Source organism: Pseudomonas sp. 3-2 (assembly GCF_019710535.1).
Taxonomy (GTDB): Bacteria; Pseudomonadota; Gammaproteobacteria; order Pseudomonadales; family Pseudomonadaceae; genus Aquipseudomonas; species Aquipseudomonas pharyngis.
This window is the reverse complement of sequence record NZ_CP081200.1, coordinates 6351327-6375066: the sequence shown is the minus strand read 5'-3', so window position 1 is coordinate 6375066 and position 23740 is coordinate 6351327. Positions and strand designations below refer to the sequence as shown.

Sequence of the window (23740 nt, the reverse complement as noted above, 5' to 3'; positions counted from 1 at the left end):
GAGCAGTTCCATCATGGTGATTGAATTTAATGTTACATTATAACAATTCAAACCACGATGCGTTTTTCATGAACAGGCTTTCATATGCACAGACGCCATTTGCTCAACCTGATGCTGGCCAGCGCGGCCTTTGTTTTGCCTTTTTCGGTGTCCGCCACGCAGATACGCAATGCGCGGCTCTGGCGTTCGGATGACAAGCTTCGGCTGGTGTTCGGTCTGAGTGGTCCCGTGAGCTACAAGACGTTTACCTTGAGTGCACCGGAACGGTTGATCATCGATTTGAGCGGTGCCAGCCTGAATGGAGATTTCAGCCAGTTGGCCTTATCCGGCACCCCTATTCATTCGATTCGCTCCGGCCATTTTGGCCAAGGGAACACCCGGATCGTGCTGGATTTAAGCAGTCCGGTTCAGCTCAATTCATTCTTGCTGGCGCCTCAGGATGGGCAAGGACATCGCTTGGTTTTGGACTTGATGACTGCTTCAGCAGGGCTCCCGGCGAGCGTTCCACGTGAAACACCCCAGGGAAAATCTCACCCCAAGCGCGACATCATGGTGGTGGTCGACCCAGGGCACGGCGGAAAAGACCCGGGTGCCATTGGCGCCAAAGGCGAGCGCGAAAAGGATGTAGTTCTGTCCATTGCGCAACTGCTTGCACGTCGGCTCAAACGAGAGAAAGGCTTTGATGTGAAGCTGGTTCGCAACGACGATTTCTTCGTCCCGTTACGCAAGCGTGTGGAGATCGCGCGTCAGCACAAGGCTGACATGTTCATCTCGGTGCATGCCGATGCTGCGCCGCGTCTGACGGCTTCCGGGGCGTCGGTGTACTGCTTGTCCGAAGGTGGCGCTACGTCCGCCACCGCGCGGTTCATGGCGCAGCGTGAGAACGGTGTGGATCTGCTTGGCGCCACCAGTCTGCTCAATCTCAAGGACAAGGATCCGATGCTCGCTGGCGTGATCCTCGACATGTCGATGAACGCAACCATCGCTGCCAGTCTGCAACTCGGAAGCACAGTGCTGGGCAGTCTGGCCGGCATCACTACGCTGCACCAAAAGCGCGTGGAACAGGCTGGATTTGCCGTTCTGAAATCGCCGGATGTGCCGTCAATCCTGGTGGAAACCGGGTTCATTTCTAACGCGCGGGACAGTCAGCGTCTGGTGACCGCGCGTCACCAGCAGGCCGTAGCAGACGGTTTGTTTGAGGGCTTGCAGCGTTATTTCCAGAAGAATCCACCTGTCGACAGCTACATGGCCTGGCAACAAGAGCAGAAAGGATCGCGGGTTTAACAGCCGGTGATCCGGCTGCAGGTGAACTTTGCGCTGCTGCCGCCGGAGCTGGAGAACCGATTGATTGTCGTCCAGCCCACGCGCCGGTTGTAGCCAACCCAGGCTTCCCCATCGGAAGCGATGCCGGTGAAGAACGTCAGTTGCCCGTAGCGGCTGTTGGTTTGTGCCCAGTAGCGGTTTCCCGCTTTTTCAAATCCGCGCAGGTAAATCGTGCTGCCGACGGTGTTGACGCTGTAGGCGTTGCCGTTGCCATCGATGCACGCCAAAAGGTTTGCGCTGCGCGTGCAGTTGGCGAGCCCCGGCACTTGTGCTTCGGCATTCAGCGTCAGCAATGCCAGCCAGATAAATGAGTATTTCAACGCGGTTTTCATGACGCAACTCGGCGACGACCTGATTACAGCTTCCGGCCCTTTGTCACTTTGGGCAAGAAGAGAGTGGATTGATCTTGTTGTTATACTATAACATTAATCGGACAAGGCTTTCCGTGGCTTCCATTTCAAGCGTCCGCTTCCCTGGTGATCTCATGGAAGCCTAAGAACGCAGGTCCCCGAGAGCCTCCAGCGCTGTTTAGCGACCGTCTGATGAGGTTTATCCAATGTCTTCCCGACTTCCCGTGACCGTTTTTTCCGGCTTTCTCGGCGCCGGAAAAAGTACACTTTTGAATTACGTACTACGTAACAGAGATGATTTGCGCGTCGCCGTTATCGTCAACGATATGAGCGAGATCAACATCGATGGCAGCGAAGTCCAGCGTGATGTCAGCCTGAACCGTGCTGAAGAGAAGCTCGTCGAAATGAGCAATGGCTGTATCTGCTGTACGTTACGTGAAGACCTTCTGGAAGAGGTCAGTCAGTTGGCCCGCGAAGGCCGCTTCGACTATTTGCTGATCGAGTCCACCGGAATCTCCGAGCCGTTACCCGTGGCCGAGACATTCACCTTCCGTGATGAGCAGGGGCAAAGCCTCGCCGACATCGCACGCCTCGACACCATGGTCACTGTAGTCGACGGCATGAACTTCCTGCCGGACTACCAGGCCGCCGAAAATCTCGCCTCCCGTGGCGAATTCCTCGGTGAAGAAGATGAGCGCTCGATCACCGACCTGTTGATCGAACAGATCGAATTCGCCGACGTCCTGCTGATCAGCAAGATCGACCTGATCAGCAGTCGCGAGCGGGAAGAGCTGATGGCCATTCTCAGACGCCTCAACGCTCAGGCCGAGATCATTCCGATGGTCATGGGTGAGGTACCGCTGGAGAAAATTCTCAATACCGGTCGTTTCGACTTCGAAAAAGCCGCCCAGGCCCCGGGCTGGTTGCAGGAATTGCGTGGCGAACATGTGCCGGAAACCGAGGAGTACGGCATCGCATCCACGGCCTATCGGGCGCGCCGGCCCTTTCATCCGCAGCGTTTCTTCGACTTCATCGATCGTCCTTGGGTAAACGGCAAACTGCTGCGCTCCAAAGGCTTCTTCTGGCTGGCCAGCAAACCCACCGACGCCGGTAGCTGGTCTCAGGCAGGTGGCCTGATGCGCCACGGTTTCGCCGGGCGCTGGTGGCGCTTCGTGCCAAAAGAACAGTGGCCGCAGGATCAGGAAAGTACCGCCGCGATCATGGAAAACTGGATCGCCAGCGTAGGCGACTGTCGTCAGGAGCTGGTGTTTATCGGGCAGAACATCGATTTCGCACAGCTGTCGTCGGAACTGGATGATTGCCTGCTGACCGATGATGAAATGGCGCTCGGTACTCAAGGCTGGCTACAACTGCGCGATCCGTTTGGCTCCTGGCACGAAGAGGTGGCCTGATGCTCGCCCTGAAACCGCTGCCAAGCAGTACACGTCATCAATCGTTCGGCCAGACCCCGCAGGCGCTGGCGGACATTCTTGACGACGAGATCAACCTCGCGGTCTGGCAACGCCAGCTTCCGCTGCACATTGCCGAGTTTGCGGACTTGTTGTTGTCTCTGAACGAACCCTACGCCGAGGCACTGTGCCTGGAATTGCCGGACGAAGACGCAGAACCGGATCTCACGGGACTGGCCGGCGGTTTTCGCGACCTGGAGGGCTACGAAGGGTTTATCACCGATCTGAAATGGTTGGTCAGCGCCTTCGCGTGCCTGCTGGGCGCGCGGCGAATCGGCTTGCGCTTGCGGGTATTGGACAAGGCCATGTGTCCGCGTTTTCACGTCGATCATGTGCCGGTGCGGTTGATCACCACGTACGCCGGTGTCGGCAGTGAATGGTTAAGGGAAGGGCAGATGGACCGTCGGCAACTGGGACAACCGCAAGCCGAGCCCCAGGAGACGTCACGGATTCAGCAATTGAATCGGGGCGAAGTGGCATTGCTCAAGGGCGAAAAATGGCACGGCAACGAAGGTTTCGGCCTGATCCATCGCTCGCCACAACCGACGCCGGGAGAGCGGCGACTGATGCTGACCCTCGACTGGCTCGGATAGCGCCTCAGGGCTTGAGCCACTTCCCCTGGCTCTGGGCCTCGCAATAGGGCTGCAAATACGCCGCATCGGTGGCCACGCCGTAATAGTGGATATCCTGGCGATAAGGCATATTGGCGACTTGCGCGTTGCTGCACACGCCGAACGCGCCAGCGGGGCACTGGTTGACGTATTGAACCTCGACTTTCTGCCCGGCCAGGGTCGGCTGGCAGAAGCCGTCGTTGAACAGTTTTTCCGGGATGTTGCGGTTCTGCTGGCAGACTTTCACGTCGAGCCGCTCCGCCTGGCTGTGCACCACGCAGGCCTGTGCCAAAGCCTCGCTCGACACCAGCGTCAGCAGCAACGACCATCCCATCCACCGCATCTTCGACCTCCAGAAAACCTTGAACATGTTGCAGAACATTCCCACCCACGTCATCGCCGGCCCCTTGGGTGCGGGCAAGACCAGCCTGATCCGCCAGCTCATGGCCCAGCGACCGGCGGGCGAGCGCTGGGCGGTGCTGATCAACGAGTTCGGCCAGATCGGGCTCGACGCTGCGCTGCTGACCCGCGACGCCGATGGTATCGCACTGGGCGAAGTGGCCGGGGGCTGTTTGTGTTGTGTGAACGGTGCGCCGTTCCAGATCGGTCTGGGGCGATTGTTGCGCAAGGCACGGCCGGATCGCTTGTTCATCGAGCCCTCGGGGCTCGGACATCCGGTGCAGTTGCTGAAGCAGCTGAACGAGGCGCCGTGGCAAGGCGTACTCGCCGTACAACCTTGCGTGCTGGTGCTGGACGCCCAGGCCCTTGCCGCGGGCAAACCGCTGCCGGACGCGCAGCAGGAAACTTTGTCCAGTGCGGGTCTGCTGCTATTGAACAAGGCAGAAAACCTCGACGAGCCCACACGTAAGCGAATCACCCGACAGTTGCCGCCTGTCAGACTGATCTGGACGCAACAGGCGATGTTGTCGCTCAGCGAGCTGCCGGGGCTGGCCGTACAGGCGCAGGCAGGTGTTGATAAGTTGGTCGTGCCTCAGGGGCTGGCACAAATCCCGGCCATCTGGAGCGATCCGGCGTTGCCGATCTGCCTGAGTCAGGCGCAGGAGGGTGGCTGGAGCATCGGTTGGCGCTGGCATCCGAGCCAGGTGTTCGATGTGTCGGGGATAACCCAATGGCTGAAAAGCCTGAACTGGCGCCGGGCCAAACTGGTGATTCACAGCCCGGTCGGCTGGCAGTCAGCCAATGCGCTGGACAATGCCGAGCTCAGCTGGCTGCCCAGTGAATGGCGCAAGGATTGCCGGATCGAGCTGATTTTCGACGAGCCGCAAGCGGTCGGTGAATTACAGGCCGGGCTGGCCCGGTGTCGGCTTCAGGCGAGCTGATTCAAGGCTTCCACTTGGTGTGTTCCTGACGCCACTGGCTCAGCTCGATCACTTCACCACGCGGCTTGGTCACTTCCACCACGGGCGGTGTGTCATCGAATGGCGCCGGGTAGGGCGCCAGTTCGATCTGTGCGCTGTGCGCACCGAACTGGGTGATCGTGCCGTTATGTCGGGTTTCGCCGGTCACGGTAAATTCGAAATTGTAGACCCGGGCCAGACGTCGCCGACCGCTGGCGTCCTTGATCAGGCCGATCTTCTTCAGCGCCACGTTACCGTCGAGCAACTCGACGCCGACATTCACGCAATGCTGTTTAACCCGCTCCAGCGCCCGCTCGCGCAAGCCGTGGTTGTGCCAGAGCCACGCACCGGCGGCGGCGACCAGCATCAGCACGAAAATGTTTTCCAGGGTGAGCATCAATACGAAACTCCAAATGATGGCGTCAGCTTAACTGCGTCGCCGGTCTGTCGTACAGGCTGCGTTTCGTCGCATACTGCGCGGCTTGAATTTCAATCGTTTTACGGAAAAACCCGAATGAAACGTACGCCTCATCTGCTCGCCATCCAGTCCCATGTGGTGTTCGGCCACGCCGGCAACAGCGCTGCGGTTTTTCCGATGCAGCGGGTCGGGGTGAATGTCTGGCCGCTCAATACGGTGCAGTTCTCCAACCACACCCAGTACGGCCAGTGGGCCGGTGAAGTGCTGGCACCGCACCGGATCCCCGAGCTGGTCGAGGGCATCGCCGCGATCGGTGAGCTGGGCAATTGTGATGCGGTGCTGTCAGGTTATCTCGGCAGTGCGGCGCAGGGGCGGGCGATTCTCAGTGGCATCGAGCGGATCAAGGCGGCCAACCCGAAAGCCCTTTATCTGTGCGACCCGGTGATGGGGCATCCGGAAAAGGGCTGCAGCGTTCCTGCTGAAGTCAGTGACTTCCTGCTGGAGGAGGCCGCTGCCGTTGCGGATTTCATGTGCCCGAACCAGTTGGAGCTGGACAGCTTCTCCGGGCGCAAGCCGCAGTCGCTGTTCGATTGCCTGGCGATGGCGCGGGCGCTTCTGGCGCGTGGGCCGAAAGCGGTGCTGGTCAAGCATCTGGATTATCCGGGCAAACCGGCGGATGGCTTTGAAATGTTGCTGGTGACGGCCGAGGGCAGCTGGCATCTGCGGCGTCCGCTGCTGGCGTTTCCGCGTCAGCCGGTGGGGGTGGGCGATCTGACGTCCGGTCTGTTCCTGGCGAGAGTGCTGCTCGGTGACAGCCTGGTGGCGGCTTTTGAATTCACCGCAGCAGCGGTGCATGAAGTGCTGCTGGAAACCCAGGCCTGCGCCAGTTACGAGCTGCAACTTGTGCGGGCGCAGGACCGGATTGCGCATCCGCGGGTGAAGTTCGAAGCCACGCCGATCAGTCTGTAAGACCGAGTTGTCCCCATTCGCGAGCAAGCCCGCTCCCACAGGGGGAACGCATTCCAAATGTGGGAGCGGGCTTGCTCGCGAAAGCTATCTACAGAGCGCCGTAGATCGAAGGGCTGATCAGGCGTCGCCCTTGATTTCCTGATAGCGCTTTTCCAGCTCCTGGCGGATCTGCCGGCGCTGCTGCGCCTGCATGTAGCGGCGTTTGTCTTCGCTGTTCTGCGGTTGCAGCGGCGGTACGGCGGCGGGTTTGCGCTGATCGTCTACCGCGACCATGGTGAAGAAGCAGCTGTTGGTGTGGCGCACCGAGCGCTCGCGGATGTTCTCGGTCACCACTTTGATACCGACTTCCATCGAGGTGTTGCCGGTGTAGTTCACCGACGCCAGGAAAGTCACCAGTTCGCCGACGTGGATCGGCTCGCGGAAAATCACCTGATCCACCGACAGGGTTACCACGTAGCGGCCGGCATAACGGCTGGCACAGGCGTAGGCCACTTCGTCGAGGTATTTGAGCAGGGTGCCGCCGTGGACATTGCCAGAGAAGTTGGCCATGTCGGGGGTCATCAGTACCGTCATCGACAGCTGGGCGTTTCCGGGTTCCATAACGTTCTCACGGGTCAAGGCAGGGTTGCTGGAAGAAACACCTCTGCGGGTGCCTGGTCGCTTTTCAAAAGCACCGTTATCGGGACGCCAGGCAACTGGCCGCCGTCACGCCCGAATCGATCTGTTTCCATATATTGCACCGCCTTTCAGCCGGAAGTCGCGGTGTTACCCTGCAAAAGCGCCTCCCCAAGGGCGATTCCTACACCCAAAGCGGATTTTTACTCAGCTCACCCAGACATTTCCGATGCCTGCGTGAGCCTCGTCATTCAAGGAGCCCACACCATGCATGCCATCAGCTTTATTCAGGATCTGGCGGTGATCATGTTGGTCGCAGGTGTGGTGACCGTGCTGTTCCATCGCTTCAAGCAGCCGGTAGTGCTCGGCTACATCGTCGCCGGTTTCATCATCGGCCCGCATACACCGCCGTTCGGCCTGATCCACGATGAAGAAACCATCAAGACCCTCGCCGAGCTGGGGGTGATTTTCCTGATGTTCTGCCTGGGCCTGGAGTTCAGCCTGCGCAAACTGTTCAAGGTCGGTGCCACGGCATTCATCGCGGCATTCCTCGAAATTGTCCTGATGATCTGGATCGGCTACGAAATCGGCCGCTGGTTCGACTGGAACACCATGGATTCGCTGTTCCTCGGCGCGATCCTGGCGATTTCCTCGACCACCATCATCGTCAAGGCGCTCAACGACCTGAAGATGAAAAACGAGCGCTTCGCGCAGCTTATCTTCGGCGTGCTGATCGTCGAGGACATTCTCGGCATTGGCATCATCGCCTTGTTGTCGAGCATCGCCGTCAGCGGCACGGTGAGTTCCGGCGAAGTGTTTTCCACTGTCGGCAAGCTCTCGCTGTTCATGATTGTCGCCCTGGTGGTCGGCATCCTGCTGGTGCCGCGTCTGTTGGCTTACGTCGCCAAATTCGAAAGCAACGAGATGCTGCTGATTACGGTGCTGGGCCTGTGTTTCGGTTTCTGCCTGTTGGTGGTCAAGCTTGAGTACAGCATGGTGCTGGGGGCGTTCCTGATCGGCGCGATCATGGCCGAGTCGCGGCAACTGCTGAAAATCGAGCGCCTGATCGAGCCGGTTCGCGACCTCTTCAGCGCAATCTTCTTCGTCGCCATCGGCCTGATGCTCGACCCGATGATCCTGCTGCAGTACGCGTGGCCGATCGCGGTGATCACGGTCGCCGTGGTGCTGGGCAAGATGCTGTCGTGCGGGCTCGGTGCGTTTATCGCCGGCAATGACGGGCGAACCTCACTGCGGGTCGGGATGGGACTTTCACAGATTGGCGAATTTTCTTTCATCATCGCGGCGCTGGGGATGACCCTGCAGGTCACCAGCAACTTTCTCTATCCGGTGGCCGTGGCGGTTTCGGTGATTACCACGTTGCTGACGCCGTACCTGATTCGGGCTGCCGATCCGCTGTCGATCAAGCTGTCCGCCGCCATGCCGCAACGCCTCGGTCGAGTGTTCGGGATGTACGGCGAGTGGCTACGCAGCATTCAGCCGCAAGGTGAGGGCGCGATGCTGGCCTCGATGATCCGGCGGATCCTGCTGCAGGTCGGGGTCAATCTGGCGCTGGTGATCGCGATCTTCTTTGCCGGGGCTTTCTTTGCCGGGCGCCTCTCGATCTGGATGCAGGACTGGATCAGTGATCCGAGCTGGCAGAAAGCGTTGATCTGGGGTGGGGCGTTGCTGGTGTCGCTGCCGTTCCTGATCGCGGCCTATCGCAAGCTCAAGGCGCTGTCGATGCTATTGGCCGAGATGGGCGTGAAACCGGAAATGGCCGGGCGTCACACGCAGCGAGTGCGCCGGGTGATCGCCGAAGTGATCCCGATCATCTCGCTGCTGGTGATTTTCCTGCTGCTGGCAGCCTTGTCGGCCAGTATCTTGCCGACCAACAAGTTGCTGGTGCTGATCGCCGTGGTCGCGGCCGCCGTGGCGGCGCTGCTCTGGCGCTGGTTCATCCGGGTGCACACGCGGATGCAGGTGGCCTTGCTGGAAACCCTCGACAACCACAAGGAGCCGTCGGGGCACTGACCACCCATGGGATGGGGCGTTTCAGCTTTCCAGCCAGACGTCCCGCGCCCAGTGCCAGACCGATTCCCAGGACTCTTCGGTGATCAGTTCTTCTTCACCCGACCACAGCACCACGGTGCCGTCTTCTTCGACGCAGTAGTAGTCGTCACCGTCCTGGCAGATCGGGATCAGGTCGCGCGGCACGCCGGCATCCCAGGCGTTGGCGGCGACGTCCGGCAGGTAGGTGTGGGATTGCGGGTCGGTGACGGTCACCGGCTCCAGGCTGCCGTAAACCACGTCGCTGACGGTCAGCAGAAACTCTTTGAAGACGAACGGGATGTTGATGAAGAGTTCTTCTTCGATTTCCACCAACTGGTCTTCGTCAGGCAATTCCAAAGGAACCGGTACGGGTTCGTTGGCTTCGCGCAGTTGTTCGATGATTTCTTCCACGTCCGGGATCCTCTTGCTTGAATGGCGCGGTTTATATGGGCCGGTTTATACAGTAGCTCGCTATAGATGCAACCGCGAAATAGAAAACCCCGGCCGAGGCCGGGGTTTTTATTGCAGCGAGTAAAACGTCGGAGGTGATCAGCCGTTCTGGCGGATACCGGCGACGAGCCAAGGCTGGTTGTCGCCCTGTGGACGTTCCATGTTCCAGCTTTCGCTGAACACTTCACCCTGCTGGTCGAAACGCGAAGTCTTCGACACGCCGTTGAAGGTCAGGGTAGCGATGGTCTTGTCCGCACGGTCATCCACGCCATCCAGTTGTACCTGGAGGTTGTCGATGTAGGTGGACTGGAACGCGTCGCCCAGTTCCGCGCGCTCGCGCTTGAGGAACTCGAGCATCTGCGGGGTCACGAACTCGGCGATCTTGTCCATTTCGTTGGCGTCCCAGTGCTGCTGCAGCGCCTGGAAGTGGCTGCGGGCGGCTTCGAGGAAGCGCTGTTCGTTGAACCAGGCCGGTGCGTTGATCACCGGACGGGCGGCAGCAGGCGCCGCCGAACCACCGAAGATCGAACCCATCGCCGCTGGTTTCTGTTCGAACACTTCACGCTGCATCGGCGCGCCGGCCGGAGCGAACTGCTCCTGCTGTTTGCGGCGACGGGCGGCAATGAAGCGGAAGATCACGAACGCGATCACGGCCATGATCAGGATGTCGAAGATCTGCATGCCTTCGAAGCCGCCGCCCATGAACATGGAAGCGAGCAGGCCACCGGCCGCGATGCCGGCCAGAGGGCCGAGCCATTTCGAAGCGCCGCCGGCCTTGGCCGCAGCGCCCGCAGCACCGGCAGCACCAGCGGTCGCCGCAGCGCCGCCCATGCCTGGGGAAGAAGGAGCCATCTGGCTGGTCTGGTGCGTCGGCGCAGCGCCGGCGCTTTTGCCACCACCAAAGCGCTTGGCGTTGGCGTCGAGGCTCATCGTCAGGCCGATGCACAACGCCATGGCGATGCTAAGAAAACGTTTCATAAAGGGAATTCCCGTTTGTGGAGACACGCGCGCCATGTTGCACAGCTGAAGTGTTACTGGCTAGCGAGAGAGTGTTTCGGGCTTTTGCCTGACAGGTTACGTTCAGCTCGGTCGGGGCAATAAGGCCATGTACTTTTGTGTGTAGGAAAAGGAGATAGGTTCAGCAGGAAATGGATCAGCGCCGCAAGGCCAGCATCACCACACCGGCGGTGATCAGGCCGATGCCGCCCCACTGGCGCAGGTCGAGTTTCTCGCCCAGCAGGATCACCCCGAGCACCGCCACGAAGACCACACTGAGCTTGTCCACCGGGGCGACCAGCGACGCCGGGCCGACTTTCAACGCCCGGAAGTAGCACAGCCACGAAGCGCCGGTACCCAGGCCCGACAACAGCAGGAACAGGTAACTCTTGGCGGAGATCGATCCCAAGGACTGATATTGGCCCGTGGCGTACAAAATCAAGGCCAGGCTGACCAATACGACGATTGTGCGCAGCAGGGTGGCGAAGTCGGAGTTGACGTTTTCGATGCCGATCTTGGCGAAGATGGCCGTCAGTGCGGCGAAAGTCGCCGAGAGCAGGGCCCAGAACGTCCAGGAGGAAAAGAAGCCCGAGCCCATGGTGTTGCCTCCAGTGTTCGTGTCCGATCGTTCCCACGCTCTGCGTGGTAACGCCGCCATGGACGCTCCGCGTCCACAGTGACGCAGAGCGTCACGGGATGCATTCCCACGCAGAGCGTGGGAACGATGAGCAACGACGGGCTGCCCTTAAATGGCTTCCAGCTTCGCGTACCCGAGCATCAGCCACTTGCTGCCTTCGGCGAAGTTCACCTGCACTCGGGCCTGGGCGCCGGCGCCTTCGAAGTTGAGGATCACGCCGTCGCCGAAGATCGAGTGACGGACAGCCTGGCCGAGGCTCAGGCCGGTTTCCGGAATCTCGCTGCCGCTGAACAGGTTGCTGCCGCCCATCGACTGGTTGCCGCCGAACGGCCGACTGACGCTGTTGGACAGACGCACTTCCTGAATCAGGCCTTTCGGTACTTCCCGTACGAAACGCGACACCTTGTTGTAGGTTTCACTGCCGTACAGGCGTCGGGTTTCAGCATAGGTCATCACCAGATTCTGCATTGCCCGGGTAATGCCGACATAGGCCAGACGCCGTTCTTCCTCAAGGCGTCCAGGCTCTTCCAGGCTCATCTTGTGCGGGAACAGGCCCTCTTCCATGCCCACCAGGAACACGTAAGGGAATTCCAGGCCCTTGGCGCTGTGCAGGGTCATCAACTGAATGCTGTCTTCGTGCTCGTCGGCCTGGGTGTCGCCGGCCTCCAGCGACGCGTGGCCGAGGAATGCCGCCAGTGGCGTCAGCTCTTCGTCTTCTTCGGTGTTCTCGAAGTTGCGCGCGGCGCTGACCAGTTCCTCAAGGTTTTCTACCCGGGCCTGGCCTTTCTCGCCTTTTTCCGCTTCGTGGTAGGCGATCAGTCCGGATTGCTCGATGACGGTCTGGGTCATCAGGTGCAACGGCATCTCGGCGCACTTGGCGGCGAGGTTCTCGATCAGCTCGATAAACGCACCGAGTGCACCGGCGGCGCGACCGGTCAGGCCTTTGTTGGCCACCAGCTGGCGCATGGCTTCCCACATCGACACATCGCTGTGGCGTGCATGGTCGCGGATCGCTTCGACGGTTTTCTCGCCGATGCCGCGCGCCGGGACGTTGATTACCCGCTCCAGCGCCGCATCGTTGCCGCGACCTTCCAGCAAACGCAGGTAGGCCATGGCGTTCTTGATTTCCGCCCGCTCGAAGAAGCGCTGGCCGCCATAGATGCGGTACGGAATGCGTTCACGCAGCAAGGCTTCTTCCAAAACGCGCGATTGGGCGTTGGAGCGGTAGAGAATCGCGATATCGCTGCGAGCCAGGCCGGTTTTCAGCGCGCTTTCGATGGTTTCGACAACGTAGCGTGCTTCATCGTGTTCGTTGAACGCGGCGTAGAGGTTGATGGCTTCGCCGTCGCCACCATCGGTCCACAGCTCTTTGCCCAGACGTCCGGTGTTGTTGGCGATCAGGGCGTTGGCGGCTTTCAGGATGCCGGCCGTGGAGCGGTAGTTCTGCTCCAGACGGATGGTCACCGAATCCGGGAAGTCGGAAGAGTACTGGTGGATGTTCTCGATTTTCGCGCCGCGCCAGCCGTAGATCGACTGGTCGTCGTCGCCGACCACCATCAGGCTGTCGCCGCCCTTGCCCAGCAGACGCAACCAGGCGTACTGCACGGCGTTGGTGTCCTGGAATTCGTCCACCAGAATGTGTCGGAAACGCTTCTGGTAGTGCGCCAGCAGGCCCGGGTGGTCGCGCCACAGGTCGAGGGCGCGCAGCAGCAGTTCGGAGAAATCGATGACGCCGGCCCGCTGGCATGCCGCCTCGTACGCTTCATAAATGCCGCGCATGGTCGCCAGGAACAGATCGCCGCTGGCTTGAATGTGTTGCGGACGCAGACCTTCGTCTTTCTGCCCGTTGATGAACCATTGGGCCTGACGGGCCGGCCAGCGTTGCTCGTCCAGCCCCAGCTCGCGGATCACCCGCTTGACCAAGCGTTGCTGGTCGTCGCTGTCGAGAATCTGGAAGGTCTGGCTCAGCCCGGCTTCCTGCCAGTGCGCCCGCAGCAGGCGGTGCGCCAGGCCGTGGAAGGTGCCGACCCACATGCCGGCCGGATTGATGCCCAGCAATTGTTCGATGCGGTGACGCATCTCGGCAGCGGCCTTGTTGGTGAAGGTCACCGACAGAATCGAGTGGGGCGAGGCGTTCTCGACCTGGATCAACCAGGCGATACGGTGCACCAGCACTCGGGTTTTGCCGGAGCCGGCACCGGCCAGGACCAATTGACGACCAACGGGAGCCGCTACGGCCTGGCGTTGGGCATCGTTGAGGGAGTTCAGCAGAAGGGAGAGATCATCGCGCATCGGGGCATTCTAGGGTGCGCCGCAGGCCCGGGCAAACCGAGCTTTGCATTAGCCGATGAAAGTGCTGCCCGTGACGACCGGTCGGTCACCGGCTACAGGCGTTGGCCCGCCTGAGCTCAGGGCTTTGGTGGGGGCTGGGCGGCGGAAAAGTTTCGGTGAAATTATGATCTGGGGCAGTTTGGCAAGTGGTTCGGCTTGTGTATGCTCCGTCCACGTTTCCGGGCGCATGCTCACACTTATAAGAACAAGAACGTTGCCTATGACCCTCAGCTTCGACCTGTCGGGCCCCTCTGTGGAACCTCGGGTGATCCGCAAGCTTTACGCCACCCAGATGGCGGTCGAGCGCACGCGCCTTCTTTATCAGGGTTCGCTGCTGCCCACCCTGTTCATGTTGATCAACGGTCTGGTCTGCGCCGCTCTGCTCTGGAGCCCGCAGCGTTACTTCGTGGTCAGCGTCTGGCTGGTGTGGCTGTTGTCGCTGGTGGCGTTGCGGGTGATTCAGGTCGCCGCGTTCGACTCGGCGATTCCCGATCGCCAGGCCCAGCCGATCTGGGGGCGCATGTTCCTGCTCGGCTCGAGCATGACCGGCCTGACCCTGGCCGGCGCCGGCATCGCCCTGGTCCCGGCCGACAACTTCATGCAGCAGGCCTGGGTGTTCGGCCTGATCGGCGCCGCAACCCTGTCGGCCAGCGTGGCCTACGCCGTGAGCATTCCGGCGTTTCTTTCCTTTACCTTGCCGTGCCTGCTGCCGGCCATCGGCTACCTGTTCTGGGGCGGTGACGAACTGGCGCGGGGTTGGGGCTGGCTCGGGCTGATCCTGCTCGGCTCCCTGAGCGTGGTGGCGTGGCAGGTCAATCGGCTGATCGATCGCGGTTTGCTGCGGCGCTTCCAGAACCAGCACCTGATCGAGCACCTGCAACAAACGCAAACCCGCAGCGAACAGCTCAATCAGGAGCTGGCGAAGGAAATCGAGCAGCGGCGTTGCGCCGAGGGCAAGCTGCGCGAGGCGCAGGTCGAGCTGGAGGATCGGGTCGCCCAGCGCAGCCGAGAGCTGGATGTCGCCAACCAGGCGCTGAGCAAAAGCGAGGCGCGCCTGGCCCTGGCGTTGAAGGCCAGTGAGCTGGGGCTGTGGGACTGGAACCTGCAGACCGACGAGGTTCACCACACACAGATTCAGGAACTGTTCGGCCTCGACCCGCAGTACGTCACCGGGCTGCTCAGGCATCTGCGACCAAGGCTGCACCCGGATGATGTGCCGCCGCTCAAACGCGCGCTGACCGAGCACTTGAAGGGGCGCACCGAGGATTATCAGATCGAATACCGCGTGCGCCACGGCGACGGTCACTGGGTCTGGATCGAAGACCGTGGACGGGCGGTGGAGCGCGACGAGAGCGGGCGCGTCATCCGCATGGTCGGCACCCGCCGTGACATCAGCGTCAGCAAAAGCCTGGAAGCCCAACAGCAATTGGCGGCGACGGTGTTCGAGGCTGCCAGCGAAGGCATCGTGATCCTCGACCCGAATTACTCGCTGATCGCCATCAATCAGGCCTTCAGCCGCGTCACCGGATATGACATCGACGACATGCTCGGACGCAACGTTGTCGAACTGCCGTGCAGTCGCGACGCCCGCCGTCATTACGTCGCGATCCGCCACGCGCTGGAGCAGCACGGCAGCTGGCAGGGCGAACTGGTGGAAACCCGCAAGAACGGCGAGCTGTATCCGCAATGGCTGCAACTGAATGCCGTGCGCGACAGTCGGGGAAATGTGAGCCATATCGTCGGTTTCTTCGCCGATCTGTCGGCGCGCCGCGAATCCGAAGAGCGCATGCGCTACCTGACCCACTACGACGAGCTCACTGGCCTGGCCAATCGCTCGCTGTTCCGCGAACGCCTGCACGAAGCCCATCAGCGCGTGCGGCAGGGCGGGCGCCGGAGTCTGGCGCTGCTGCACATCAATCTGGATCGCTTCAAGCTGCTCAACGACAGCCTTGGCCACGAGATTGCCGACCAGTTGCTGCAAAAAATGTCCCGGCGTCTGGTCAATGCTCTTCCGGAAGCCGACACCATCGCCCGGCTGTCCGGCGATGAGTTCGCGGTACTGTTCGACGCCTACGGCAACCTGTCGAGCCTGGCGCGGGTCGCCACGCGACTGTCGAGCAAGCTGCGCCTGCCGTTGACCGTGGAAGGGCATGAGCTGGTGGTCAGCGCCTCGATGGGCATCAGCATGCTGCCGGACAACGCCCGGGAGATTTCCGCGCTGGTCAGCCAGTCGAACATGGCCATGCAACATGCCAAGCACCTGGGCGGCAACAACTTCCAGTTCTACACCGACAGTCTGCAGGCCAGCACGCTGGAGCGCCTGCAACTGGAAAACCAGCTGCGCAAAGCCATCGAGGACAAGCAGCTCAACGTCTTCTATCAACCGAAACTGTGCCTGGCGACCGGCCGTCTCAATGCAGCCGAAGCGCTGGTGCGTTGGGATCACCCGACCATGGGCCGGGTGCCACCGGGGGATTTCATCGGTCTGGCCGAAGAAACAGGGCTGATCGGGCCGATCGGCGAATTCGTCCTGCGTCAGGCCTGCTGGCAGGCGTGTGAATGGCAGCGTCAGGGGCTGGCGCCGATCCGGGTTTCGGTGAACCTGTCGGTGCATCAATTGCGCCAAGGCAAACTGGTCAGTCTGGTGCGCCAGGTGCTGGAAGAAACCGGCCTGGCGCCGCACTACCTCGAACTGGAACTGACCGAAAGCCAGCTGCTCGACAGCGTCGAACACATCATCGCCACGTTCCAGCAGTTGCGGGATCTGGGGGTGAAACTGGCCATCGACGATTTTGGCACCGGCTATTCATCGCTGAGCTATCTGAAGCGGATTCCGGTGGATTACGTGAAGATCGATCAGGCCTTTATCCGCGGGTTGGGCGAGGGCAGCGAAGACGCGGCGATCACCCGGGCGATCATTGCGATGGCTCATGGGCTGTCACTTAAAGTGGTCGCCGAAGGTGTCGAGCGATCCGAGCAACTGGCGTTTCTGAAAGCTGAAGGTTGCGATGAGGTGCAGGGCTATCTGATCAGTCGTCCGGTGGAGGCGGTCGGCCTTGCTGCGTTGCTGCGTGAACAGGAAAAACCGCTGTAAGGGCTACATGCAGCGCATGTCGCCTGATCCGGGGGGATCCGGTTACGCATTGAGCAGGCAAAAAGCCGATTCATGTAGTATAACTACAAGCTTGCTACATCCCTGGCATCTGGCCAAAGCACATCTTTCCATAACAAGAGTCCAGCCCCTTGAATCTGCTGCAACACATCGCCCAGTCACGTCACCTGTTACGCAAGTCGGAGCTCAAGGTCGCCGACCACGTGCTGCTTGACCCTGCGGCAGTGATGCACAGTTCCATGGCCGACCTCGCCCACAGCGTCGGCATCAGCGAGCCGACCATCGTGCGCTTCTGCCGTGCCATTGGTTGCTCCGGTTTCCAGGATCTGAAACTCAAGCTCGCGCAAAGTCTCGCGGCCGGCGCCAGTTTTGGTCAGTTCGCGATCCATGAAGACGATTCCGTCGCCGACTACAGCCTGAAAATCTTCGACACCACGTTGCACACGCTGATGGAGGTTCGCGAGAAGCTCGATCCTCTGGAGCTGCAACGGGCGGTGACGTTGATGTCCCAGGCCCAGCGCGTCGAGTTCTACGGTTTTGGTGCGTCGGGTGCGGTGGCGGCGGATGCGCAGCACAAGTTCTTCCGTCTGCTGCTGACGGCAGCGGCGTATTCCGACCCGCACATGCAGGCGATGTCAGCGGTGACGCTGAAGCCGACCGATGTGGCGATCTGCATTTCCCAGTCCGGCCGTTCCAAAGATTTGCTGATCACCGCCAACCTCGTTCGCGAGAGCGGTGCGTCGCTCATTACCTTGTGCCCGAGCCAGACACCGCTGGCCGAGTTGTCGACCGTCAACCTGGCGATCGACGTTCACGAAGACACCGAAATCTACACCCCGCTGACCTCGCGTATCGCTCACCTGGTGGTGATCGACGTGCTGGCGATGGGCGTGGCCATGGCGCGCGGGCCGAGCCTGGTCAACCACCTCAAGAGCGTCAAGCGCAGCCTGCGCAGCTTGCGGCTGTCGCCAAAATCGGTGAAAGCGCTGGATGACTGATAGTGATGGGGTGAAGGCAATCTTCATCTGCCTGTAACCCCGACGAAGCCAAACCGTCATCCCCCGGGCCTATCGTGAAACTCCCGTAATCGCCTTGGGAGACTCGAAATGGCTCAGCCTTACGAAGAACGCAACAGCGCCGCGAAAACCCGTCGTCAGCAGGAAGACCAGCGCCGCATGGAATTTCGCCGCGCTATCGAAGATCGCTTCGAACTCCGCCAGCTTCAGGCCGAAATCGGCGATTTTCCCGAGGACATCAATCACTGGCAGGCAGCGCCGGCAGCTTCCCGTCGAAGCGCTCAACCAGCGCGCTGATCTGCACCCGTTCGCTGCGGATAAACGCCAGGAAGGCGTGGGCCACCGGTGACAGCCGTTTGGCTTTGGCTTGCACCAGGCACCAGCTGCGAAACAGCGGCAACTCTTCGACCGGCAGCTCGACCAGGCCGCCGGTCGCCAGCTCCAGGTTCAGGGCGTGGCGCGTCAACAGCGCCAGGCCCAGACCCGCCACCACGCATTCACGCTGGGCTTCGGCCGACGCCACTTCCTGGGTCTGGGTGAAGTGCACGCGCTTCTCCTTGAAATACTCCTCGCAGGCCAGTCGCGTGCCCGAACCGGGCTCGCGGATCAGCAGGGTGTATGGTTCGAGGTCCTGCAAGCGCAGCGGGCCCATGTGCGCCAGCGGATGATCGGGACGCGCCACGGCAACGATCGGGTTGTTGAGGAACGGCAGGAATTCCAGGCCCATGTCCTGCGGCACCATCGACATGATCACCAGATCGTCGCGGTTGTCGGAGAGTCGACGAATCACCTGGCCACGGTTGACCACCGTCAGTTGCAGGTTCACTTCCGGATGCTGACGCTTGAACGCCGCAAACAGGTGCGGCACGAAGTATTTGGCGCTGGATTCCACCGCCAGTTTCAACTGGCCCTGCAGCGAACCCTGCATGTCCGACAGCTGCATGTCGAGGTTTTCCAGGCGGCCGAAGATGTCCCGGCTGGCGCGCTGCAGTGCTTCGGCGGCCTCGGTCATGTAGAGTTTTTTGCCGACGTAATCGAATAATGGCTGGCCGATCAGCTCTTCGAGCTGACGAATCTGTAGGCTGACGGCCGGTTGCGTGAGCGACATTTCCTCGGCCGCGCGGCTGTAGGAACGTAAATCACACACTTCGTTGAAGATCTGCAATTGACGCAATGTCATACGCATCAGGGACTTACGCATTTTCTACCGACTCTGGCCATTGGCTGATGCGATGACTATAAGTCTTTACTTATGCCTGACCCAATTTTTATTCATTTTTGTTAATCCCTTGTCAGCGCTAGTGTGGGGCCGAGACCAGATTGAAACATTTGGTCACGTGCCGACCTGGGTCTAGCAGGTCGTGGTGCCACCGGCTCAAGGGAACCTCCAAGTGATAACAAAGATCCTGATCGCCAACCGTGGTGAGATTGCCGTACGAATCGTGCGTGCCTGCGCCGAGATGGGCATCCGTTCGGTCGCGATCTATTCCGACGCCGACCGGCATGCCTTGCATGTGAAGCGTGCGGACGAGGCCCACAGCATTGGTGCCGAGCCACTGGCCGGTTACCTGAACCCGCGCAAGCTGGTGAACCTGGCCGTGGAAACCGGCTGCGATGCGCTGCACCCCGGCTACGGTTTCCTCTCGGAAAACGCCGAGCTGGCAGACATCTGCGCCGAACGCGGGATCAAATTCATCGGCCCGTCGGCGGAAGTCATCCGCCGCATGGGCGACAAGACCGAAGCACGCCGCAGCATGATCAAGGCCGGCGTACCGGTCACGCCGGGCACCGAAGGCAACGTCTCGGGCATCGAAGAAGCGTTGAGCGAGGGCGACCGCATCGGTTACCCGGTGATGCTCAAGGCCACCTCCGGTGGTGGCGGTCGCGGTATCCGTCGCTGCAACAGTCGCGAAGAACTCGAACAGAATTTCCCCCGGGTTATTTCCGAAGCCACCAAGGCTTTCGGTTCGGCGGAAGTGTTCCTGGAAAAATGCATCGTCAATCCGAAGCACATCGAAGCGCAGATCCTCGGCGACAGCTTCGGCAACGTCGTGCATCTGTTCGAACGTGACTGCTCGATCCAGCGCCGCAACCAGAAGCTGATCGAAATTGCTCCGAGCCCGCAGCTGACCCCGGAACAGCGCGCCTACATCGGCGACCTGTCGGTGCGCGCGGCCAAGGCTGTCGGGTACGAGAACGCCGGCACCGTGGAGTTCCTGCTCGCCGAGGGCGAGGTGTACTTCATGGAGATGAACACCCGGGTGCAGGTGGAACACACCATCACCGAAGAAATCACCGGGATCGACATCGTCCGCGAACAGATCCGCATCGCCTCCGGCCTGCCGCTGTCGGTGAAGCAGGAAGATATCCAGCATCGCGGTTTTGCCCTGCAGTTCCGGATCAACGCCGAAGACCCGAAAAACAACTTCCTGCCTAGCTTCGGCAAGATCACACGCTACTACGCCCCCGGCGGCCCTGGCGTGCGTACCGACACGGCGATTTACACCGGCTACACCATTCCGCCGTTCTACGACTCGATGTGCCTGAAACTGGTGGTCTGGGCGCTGACCTGGGAAGAGGCGATGGACCGTGGTCTGCGCGCGCTCGACGACATGCGTCTGCAAGGCGTGAAGACCACCGCCGCGTACTACCAGGAAATCCTGCGCAACCCGGAATTCCGTAGCGGCCAGTTCAATACCAGCTTCGTCGAAAGCCATCCGGAACTGACCAACTACTCGATCAAGCGCAAACCCGAAGAGCTGGCCCTGGCCATCGCCGCCGCCATCGCCGCCCACGCAGGCCTGTGAGGAATACAAGAATGAGCAAGAAGATCTTTGTCACCGATACCATCCTGCGCGACGCTCACCAATCGCTGCTCGCCACCCGCATGCGCACCGAAGACATGCTGCCGATCTGCGACAAGCTCGACAAAGTCGGCTACTGGTCGCTGGAATGCTGGGGCGGCGCGACGTTCGATGCCTGCGTGCGCTTCCTGAAAGAAGACCCGTGGGAGCGTCTGCGCCAACTGCGCGCCGCGCTGCCCAACACCCGTCTGCAAATGCTCCTGCGCGGGCAGAACCTGCTGGGCTACCGCCATTACAGCGATGACGTGGTCAAGGCGTTCGTTGCCAAGGCCGCGGTCAACGGCATCGACGTGTTCCGCATCTTCGACGCGATGAACGACGTGCGGAACCTGCGCGTGGCGATCGAAGCGGTGAAGGCTGCCGGCAAACATGCCCAGGGCACCATCGCCTACACCACCAGCCCGGTGCACACCATCGACGCGTTCGTCGCCCAGGCCAAGCAAATGGAAGCCATGGGTTGCGACTCGGTGGCGATCAAGGACATGGCCGGTCTGTTGACCCCATACGCCACCGGTGAGCTGGTGCGTGCACTGAAAGCCGAGCAGTCGCTGCCAGTGTTCATCCACTCCCACGACACCGCCGGCCTGGCAGCCATGTGCCAGCTCAAGGCCATTGAAAACGGTGCCGACCACATCGACACCGCAATCTCCAGCTTCGCCTCCGGCACCAGTCACCCTGGCACCGAGTCCATGGTCGCTGCGCTCAAAGGCACCGAGTTCGATACCGGCCTGAACCTGGAGCTGTTGCAGGAAATCGGCCTGTACTTCTACGCCGTGCGCAAGAAGTACCACCAGTTCGAAAGCGAATTCACCGCCGTCGACACCCGTGTTCAAGTCAACCAGGTGCCGGGCGGGATGATTTCCAACCTGGCCAACCAGTTGAAAGAGCAGGGTGCTCTGAACCGCATGGGCGAAGTCCTGGCGGAGATCCCGCGCGTGCGCGAAGACCTCGGCTTCCCGCCACTGGTCACCCCGACTTCGCAGATCGTCGGCACCCAGGCGTTCTTCAACGTGCTGGCCGGCGAGCGCTACAAGACCATCACCAACGAGGTGAAGCTCTATCTGCAAGGCGGTTACGGCAAAGCGCCTGGCACCGTGAACGAGAAGCTGCGTCGTCAGGCCATTGGCAGCGAAGAGGTGATCGACGTACGTCCGGCCGACCTCCTCAAGCCGGAAATGGCCAAGCTGCGTGCCGATATCGGCGCACTGGCCAAGTCCGAAGAAGACGTGCTGACGTTCGCCATGTTCCCGGACATCGGCCGCAAGTTCCTCGAAGAGCGTGCCGCCGGCACCCTCACCCCGGAAGTGCTGCTGCCGATCCCGGAAGCGGGCAAGGTGGCTTCGGCCGGCGGCGAAGGCGTACCGACCGAGTTCGTCATTGACGTTCACGGCGAAACCTACCGCGTGGACATCACCGGTGTTGGCGTCAAGGCTGAAGGCAAGCGTCACTTCTACCTGTCCATCGACGGCATGCCGGAAGAAGTGGTGTTCGAACCGCTCAACGAATTCGTCGGCGGCGGCAGCAGCAAGCGCAAGCAGGCTTCGGCACCGGGTCACGTCAGCACCACCATGCCGGGCAACATCGTTGATGTGCTGGTCAAGGAAGGCGACACCGTCAAGGCGGGCCAGGCCGTGCTGATCACCGAAGCGATGAAGATGGAGACCGAAGTCCAGGCCGCGATTGCCGGCAAGGTTACTGCCATCCACGTTGCCAAGGGCGACCGGGTGAACCCGGGCGAAATCCTGATCGAGATCGAAGGCTGAGATAACGGCCTCGATACAACGCTTTAAACCTCGGGGGGGCATGTGCTCCCCTTTTTTTGCCTTCAAGTTGCTGCCGCAACGTGCGGCAGCAGCCAGTCTGGGCTCAGAACGCCATTCGCCACTGGCCTGATACGCCGTGGTTTCGGTTGTCGGTACCGATCTCACCCGACAAGCCAATACCGAGTGTGTGGTTGGCCGAGACGGCCAGATCAAGCCCGGTGTCCAGCGTCAGGCTGTTGCGGTCCAGCTCTGCGCCATAAACGGTGTAGTCATGGCCACCGGTGACCAGACGTTGTCGGGTACTGGTGTCGGTCTCGCCATAAACATGTTTCCATCCCGCGCTGAATCGTGGCGTGAGGCGCATGCCGTTATCCAGCGTGCTGACTTTCGCCATGCGCAGGCCGACGGTGGTGTTGAAGTTGCCTTGGGATTGAGCATGAACCTTGAGCGCCGCCGCACCGCCTTTCTCGGTGTAGCCGTCGCGCTGGTAGCGTTGGTAACCGAGGCTGGCAAATGGCTCGATGCTGACGTTGGCCCGACCCAGGTTGTATCCCGACTCGATGAACACTTGCTGGGTGCTGGCCTGGTAGTTGCCTTTCAGTCGGTCATGGAAGCGGCCGAACGCGACTTCGCGGCGGGTACTGCCTTCATGGTTGCTCCAGGCTGCGCCGAGCCGAAGTGACAACGGACCGGTCTGGCGCAAGGCGTAGGCACCGAGGTGCCAACTGTCGAGATCGCCGTCCAGTTCCTTGCTGTCCATGCGCGTGTCGGAGGTGCCGCCCATCAAGCCCAGGCGCCATTCTTCGTCGAGGCGCCAGTCCGCACCTAGCAGCAGGCCTTTGGTGGAATGCTGCATGGGCTTCACATCGCGATCCAGTTTCCCGCTGTGGCCGAGGGCCTGCAGCCAGACCCTGCCGCTCTCAGCGTTTCCGGCTGCGTGGCGGGGTGCGTTTGGTTGATTGTCATGCAGGTTATCGAGTTGGTGCATGGCCGACAGCAAGCTGGCGCTGACCGGTGTGACGCTGCTCAAGGTTGCCTTGGCGAGGTTGGCGTTGCTGCCACCGGCCAGTTGATCGAGGGCAAGGGCGGCCGTGGTTTCGTCGGCGGCGAGCACGGCCGCAATGGCTGAGTTGCCCGGTGGTGAAGGGGAGTCCGTTGACGGTGGCTGGTCAGCCACTGGGGCTTGTTGAGCTGCGGGCGTTTCGGCCAGGACCGGTTCCGGTAAGGGCGCTGGTTTTTCCAGGCTTTCTTCGAGCGCGCTGCCACTCTCTGTCGTGGCGACTGTTTTGGATGGAATGTCGTCGGCTGGGTGAGCGGGTACCACGGGAATCTCGGTGCTGACGGGGATTTTTTCCAAGGGTGGAGCGATCCTTTCCTCACGCGTTGTTTCTTCAGCGACCTTGAGTGGA

21 protein-coding genes are annotated in these 23740 nt (G+C 61.0%); 11 read left to right on the top strand and 10 right to left on the bottom strand.

From position 1 onward, the window contains the following. The first annotated feature begins 84 nt into the window (after positions 1-84). Complete coding sequence (locus K3819_RS29035) at positions 85-1284, top strand: N-acetylmuramoyl-L-alanine amidase (protein WP_221398370.1); 1200 nt, start codon at positions 85-87, stop codon at positions 1282-1284. Here the strand turns inward: K3819_RS29035 and K3819_RS29030 are convergent. Continuing rightward, positions 1281-1655 carry a hypothetical protein gene (locus K3819_RS29030; RefSeq protein WP_064600551.1) on the bottom strand — a complete coding sequence of 125 codons (375 nt, stop codon included), beginning with the start codon at positions 1653-1655 and terminating at the stop codon, positions 1281-1283. The two genes, K3819_RS29035 and K3819_RS29030, sit on opposite strands and share 4 nt — an antisense overlap. Before the next feature lie 224 nt (positions 1656-1879). Here K3819_RS29030 and zigA point away from each other — a divergent pair, with 224 nt between their 5' ends. Both zigA and K3819_RS29020 read left to right on the top strand, forming a co-directional pair. Beyond that, positions 1880-3085 carry a zinc metallochaperone GTPase ZigA gene (zigA, locus tag K3819_RS29025; RefSeq protein ID WP_221398369.1) on the top strand — a complete coding sequence of 402 codons (1206 nt, stop codon included), beginning with the start codon at positions 1880-1882 and terminating at the stop codon, positions 3083-3085. Next, positions 3085-3735: a DUF1826 domain-containing protein gene (locus tag K3819_RS29020; RefSeq protein ID WP_221398368.1), complete on the top strand. Its 651-nt coding sequence runs from the start codon at positions 3085-3087 to the stop codon at positions 3733-3735. The genes zigA and K3819_RS29020 overlap by 1 nt, the downstream gene beginning before the upstream one ends. A gap of 4 nt (positions 3736-3739) precedes the next feature. Here K3819_RS29020 and K3819_RS29015 read toward each other — a convergent pair whose 3' ends face one another. Next, entirely contained in the window at positions 3740-4096 is a 357-nt protein-coding gene (locus K3819_RS29015; RefSeq protein ID WP_221398367.1) for an NADH:ubiquinone oxidoreductase, read from the bottom strand. A gap of 25 nt (positions 4097-4121) precedes the next feature. Here K3819_RS29015 and K3819_RS29010 point away from each other — a divergent pair, with 25 nt between their 5' ends. Then, on the top strand, positions 4122-5093 hold the full coding sequence (locus K3819_RS29010; RefSeq protein ID WP_221398366.1) for a GTP-binding protein: 972 nt from the start codon (positions 4122-4124) through the stop codon (positions 5091-5093). A gap of 1 nt (position 5094) precedes the next feature. On the opposite strand, the gene K3819_RS29005 is transcribed toward K3819_RS29010, so the two are convergent. Further along, complete coding sequence (locus tag K3819_RS29005; protein WP_221398365.1) at positions 5095-5508, bottom strand: DUF3301 domain-containing protein; 414 nt, start codon at positions 5506-5508, stop codon at positions 5095-5097. A gap of 117 nt (positions 5509-5625) precedes the next feature. On the opposite strand from K3819_RS29005, the gene pdxY reads away from it, so the two are divergent. Beyond that, positions 5626-6498 (top strand): pyridoxal kinase PdxY, encoded by an 873-nt coding sequence (gene pdxY, locus K3819_RS29000; protein ID WP_039765058.1) that lies wholly within the window; start codon positions 5626-5628, stop codon positions 6496-6498. A 117-nt stretch (positions 6499-6615) separates the two neighbouring features. On the opposite strand, the gene K3819_RS28995 is transcribed toward pdxY, so the two are convergent. Continuing rightward, positions 6616-7098, bottom strand: coding sequence for an acyl-CoA thioesterase (locus tag K3819_RS28995; RefSeq protein ID WP_003229693.1), 483 nt, complete (start codon positions 7096-7098; stop codon positions 6616-6618). Positions 7099-7380: 282 nt separating this feature from the next. Here K3819_RS28995 and K3819_RS28990 point away from each other — a divergent pair, with 282 nt between their 5' ends. Continuing rightward, the gene (locus K3819_RS28990) at positions 7381-9144 is read left to right on the top strand and encodes a cation:proton antiporter (RefSeq protein ID WP_064379734.1); all 1764 of its coding nucleotides are present in this window, start codon (positions 7381-7383) and stop codon (positions 9142-9144) included. A 21-nt stretch (positions 9145-9165) separates the two neighbouring features. Here the strand turns inward: K3819_RS28990 and K3819_RS28985 are convergent, their stop codons facing one another. The 4 genes from K3819_RS28985 to uvrD all read right to left on the bottom strand — a co-directional run bounded on the left by K3819_RS28985 (position 9166) and on the right by uvrD (position 13537). After that, a complete protein-coding gene (locus K3819_RS28985) occupies positions 9166-9573 on the bottom strand; it encodes an SMI1/KNR4 family protein (protein WP_007954245.1) in 408 nt (135 codons plus the stop codon). A 138-nt stretch (positions 9574-9711) separates the two neighbouring features. Then, entirely contained in the window at positions 9712-10590 is an 879-nt protein-coding gene (locus K3819_RS28980) for a Tim44 domain-containing protein (RefSeq protein ID WP_085612436.1), read from the bottom strand. A 175-nt stretch (positions 10591-10765) separates the two neighbouring features. After that, positions 10766-11206 carry an EamA family transporter gene (locus K3819_RS28975; RefSeq protein ID WP_064379739.1) on the bottom strand — a complete coding sequence of 147 codons (441 nt, stop codon included), beginning with the start codon at positions 11204-11206 and terminating at the stop codon, positions 10766-10768. A 147-nt stretch (positions 11207-11353) separates the two neighbouring features. Continuing rightward, a complete protein-coding gene (gene uvrD / locus K3819_RS28970) occupies positions 11354-13537 on the bottom strand; it encodes a DNA helicase II (protein ID WP_007954248.1) in 2184 nt (727 codons plus the stop codon). A 259-nt stretch (positions 13538-13796) separates the two neighbouring features. Between uvrD and K3819_RS28965 the strand changes: the two genes are divergently transcribed. From K3819_RS28965 to K3819_RS28955, 3 genes are all read left to right on the top strand, one after another. Further along, positions 13797-16670 (top strand): GGDEF domain-containing phosphodiesterase, encoded by a 2874-nt coding sequence (locus K3819_RS28965; RefSeq protein WP_221398364.1) that lies wholly within the window; start codon positions 13797-13799, stop codon positions 16668-16670. 149 nt (positions 16671-16819) lie between these two features. After that, positions 16820-17686, top strand: a complete 867-nt coding sequence (gene hexR, locus K3819_RS28960) for a transcriptional regulator HexR (RefSeq protein WP_007954250.1) — start codon at positions 16820-16822, stop codon at positions 17684-17686. A 108-nt stretch (positions 17687-17794) separates the two neighbouring features. Next, entirely contained in the window at positions 17795-18001 is a 207-nt protein-coding gene (locus tag K3819_RS28955) for a PA3496 family putative envelope integrity protein (protein WP_007954251.1), read from the top strand. Here K3819_RS28955 and K3819_RS28950 read toward each other — a convergent pair. After that, positions 17943-18905 carry a LysR family transcriptional regulator gene (locus K3819_RS28950; protein ID WP_039765068.1) on the bottom strand — a complete coding sequence of 321 codons (963 nt, stop codon included), beginning with the start codon at positions 18903-18905 and terminating at the stop codon, positions 17943-17945. The genes K3819_RS28955 and K3819_RS28950 overlap by 59 nt on opposite strands. Positions 18906-19095: 190 nt before the next feature. Between K3819_RS28950 and K3819_RS28945 the strand changes: the two genes are divergently transcribed. Together K3819_RS28945 and oadA are read left to right on the top strand one after the other, a co-directional pair. Continuing rightward, positions 19096-20511 carry an acetyl-CoA carboxylase biotin carboxylase subunit gene (locus K3819_RS28945; protein ID WP_007954255.1) on the top strand — a complete coding sequence of 472 codons (1416 nt, stop codon included), beginning with the start codon at positions 19096-19098 and terminating at the stop codon, positions 20509-20511. Positions 20512-20522: 11 nt separating this feature from the next. Continuing rightward, entirely contained in the window at positions 20523-22331 is a 1809-nt protein-coding gene (gene oadA, locus K3819_RS28940) for a sodium-extruding oxaloacetate decarboxylase subunit alpha (protein ID WP_039765069.1), read from the top strand. Positions 22332-22434: 103 nt separating this feature from the next. Here the strand turns inward: oadA and K3819_RS28935 are convergent, their stop codons facing one another. Then, complete coding sequence (locus K3819_RS28935; protein ID WP_409348314.1) at positions 22435-23508, bottom strand: autotransporter domain-containing protein; 1074 nt, start codon at positions 23506-23508, stop codon at positions 22435-22437. Positions 23509-23740 lie beyond the last annotated feature (232 nt).

Coding starts and splice junctions, on each gene's coding strand:
- oadA (WP_039765069.1), top strand. CDS start 20,523: ATGAGCAAGAAGATCTTTGTCACCGATACCATCCTGCGCGACGCTCAC.
- K3819_RS28950 (WP_039765068.1), bottom strand. CDS start 18,905: ATGCGTAAGTCCCTGATGCGTATGACATTGCGTCAATTGCAGATCTTC.
- K3819_RS28990 (WP_064379734.1), top strand. CDS start 7,381: ATGCATGCCATCAGCTTTATTCAGGATCTGGCGGTGATCATGTTGGTC.
- K3819_RS29020 (WP_221398368.1), top strand. CDS start 3,085: ATGCTCGCCCTGAAACCGCTGCCAAGCAGTACACGTCATCAATCGTTC.
- zigA (WP_221398369.1), top strand. CDS start 1,880: ATGTCTTCCCGACTTCCCGTGACCGTTTTTTCCGGCTTTCTCGGCGCC.
- K3819_RS29015 (WP_221398367.1), bottom strand. CDS start 4,096: ATGCGGTGGATGGGATGGTCGTTGCTGCTGACGCTGGTGTCGAGCGAG.
- K3819_RS28975 (WP_064379739.1), bottom strand. CDS start 11,206: ATGGGCTCGGGCTTCTTTTCCTCCTGGACGTTCTGGGCCCTGCTCTCG.
- K3819_RS29030 (WP_064600551.1), bottom strand. CDS start 1,655: ATGAAAACCGCGTTGAAATACTCATTTATCTGGCTGGCATTGCTGACG.
- K3819_RS28955 (WP_007954251.1), top strand. CDS start 17,795: ATGGCTCAGCCTTACGAAGAACGCAACAGCGCCGCGAAAACCCGTCGT.
- K3819_RS29005 (WP_221398365.1), bottom strand. CDS start 5,508: ATGCTCACCCTGGAAAACATTTTCGTGCTGATGCTGGTCGCCGCCGCC.
- K3819_RS28995 (WP_003229693.1), bottom strand. CDS start 7,098: ATGGAACCCGGAAACGCCCAGCTGTCGATGACGGTACTGATGACCCCC.
- K3819_RS28980 (WP_085612436.1), bottom strand. CDS start 10,590: ATGAAACGTTTTCTTAGCATCGCCATGGCGTTGTGCATCGGCCTGACG.
- pdxY (WP_039765058.1), top strand. CDS start 5,626: ATGAAACGTACGCCTCATCTGCTCGCCATCCAGTCCCATGTGGTGTTC.
- K3819_RS29010 (WP_221398366.1), top strand. CDS start 4,122: ATGTTGCAGAACATTCCCACCCACGTCATCGCCGGCCCCTTGGGTGCG.
- K3819_RS29035 (WP_221398370.1), top strand. CDS start 85: ATGCACAGACGCCATTTGCTCAACCTGATGCTGGCCAGCGCGGCCTTT.
- K3819_RS28965 (WP_221398364.1), top strand. CDS start 13,797: ATGACCCTCAGCTTCGACCTGTCGGGCCCCTCTGTGGAACCTCGGGTG.
- uvrD (WP_007954248.1), bottom strand. CDS start 13,537: ATGCGCGATGATCTCTCCCTTCTGCTGAACTCCCTCAACGATGCCCAA.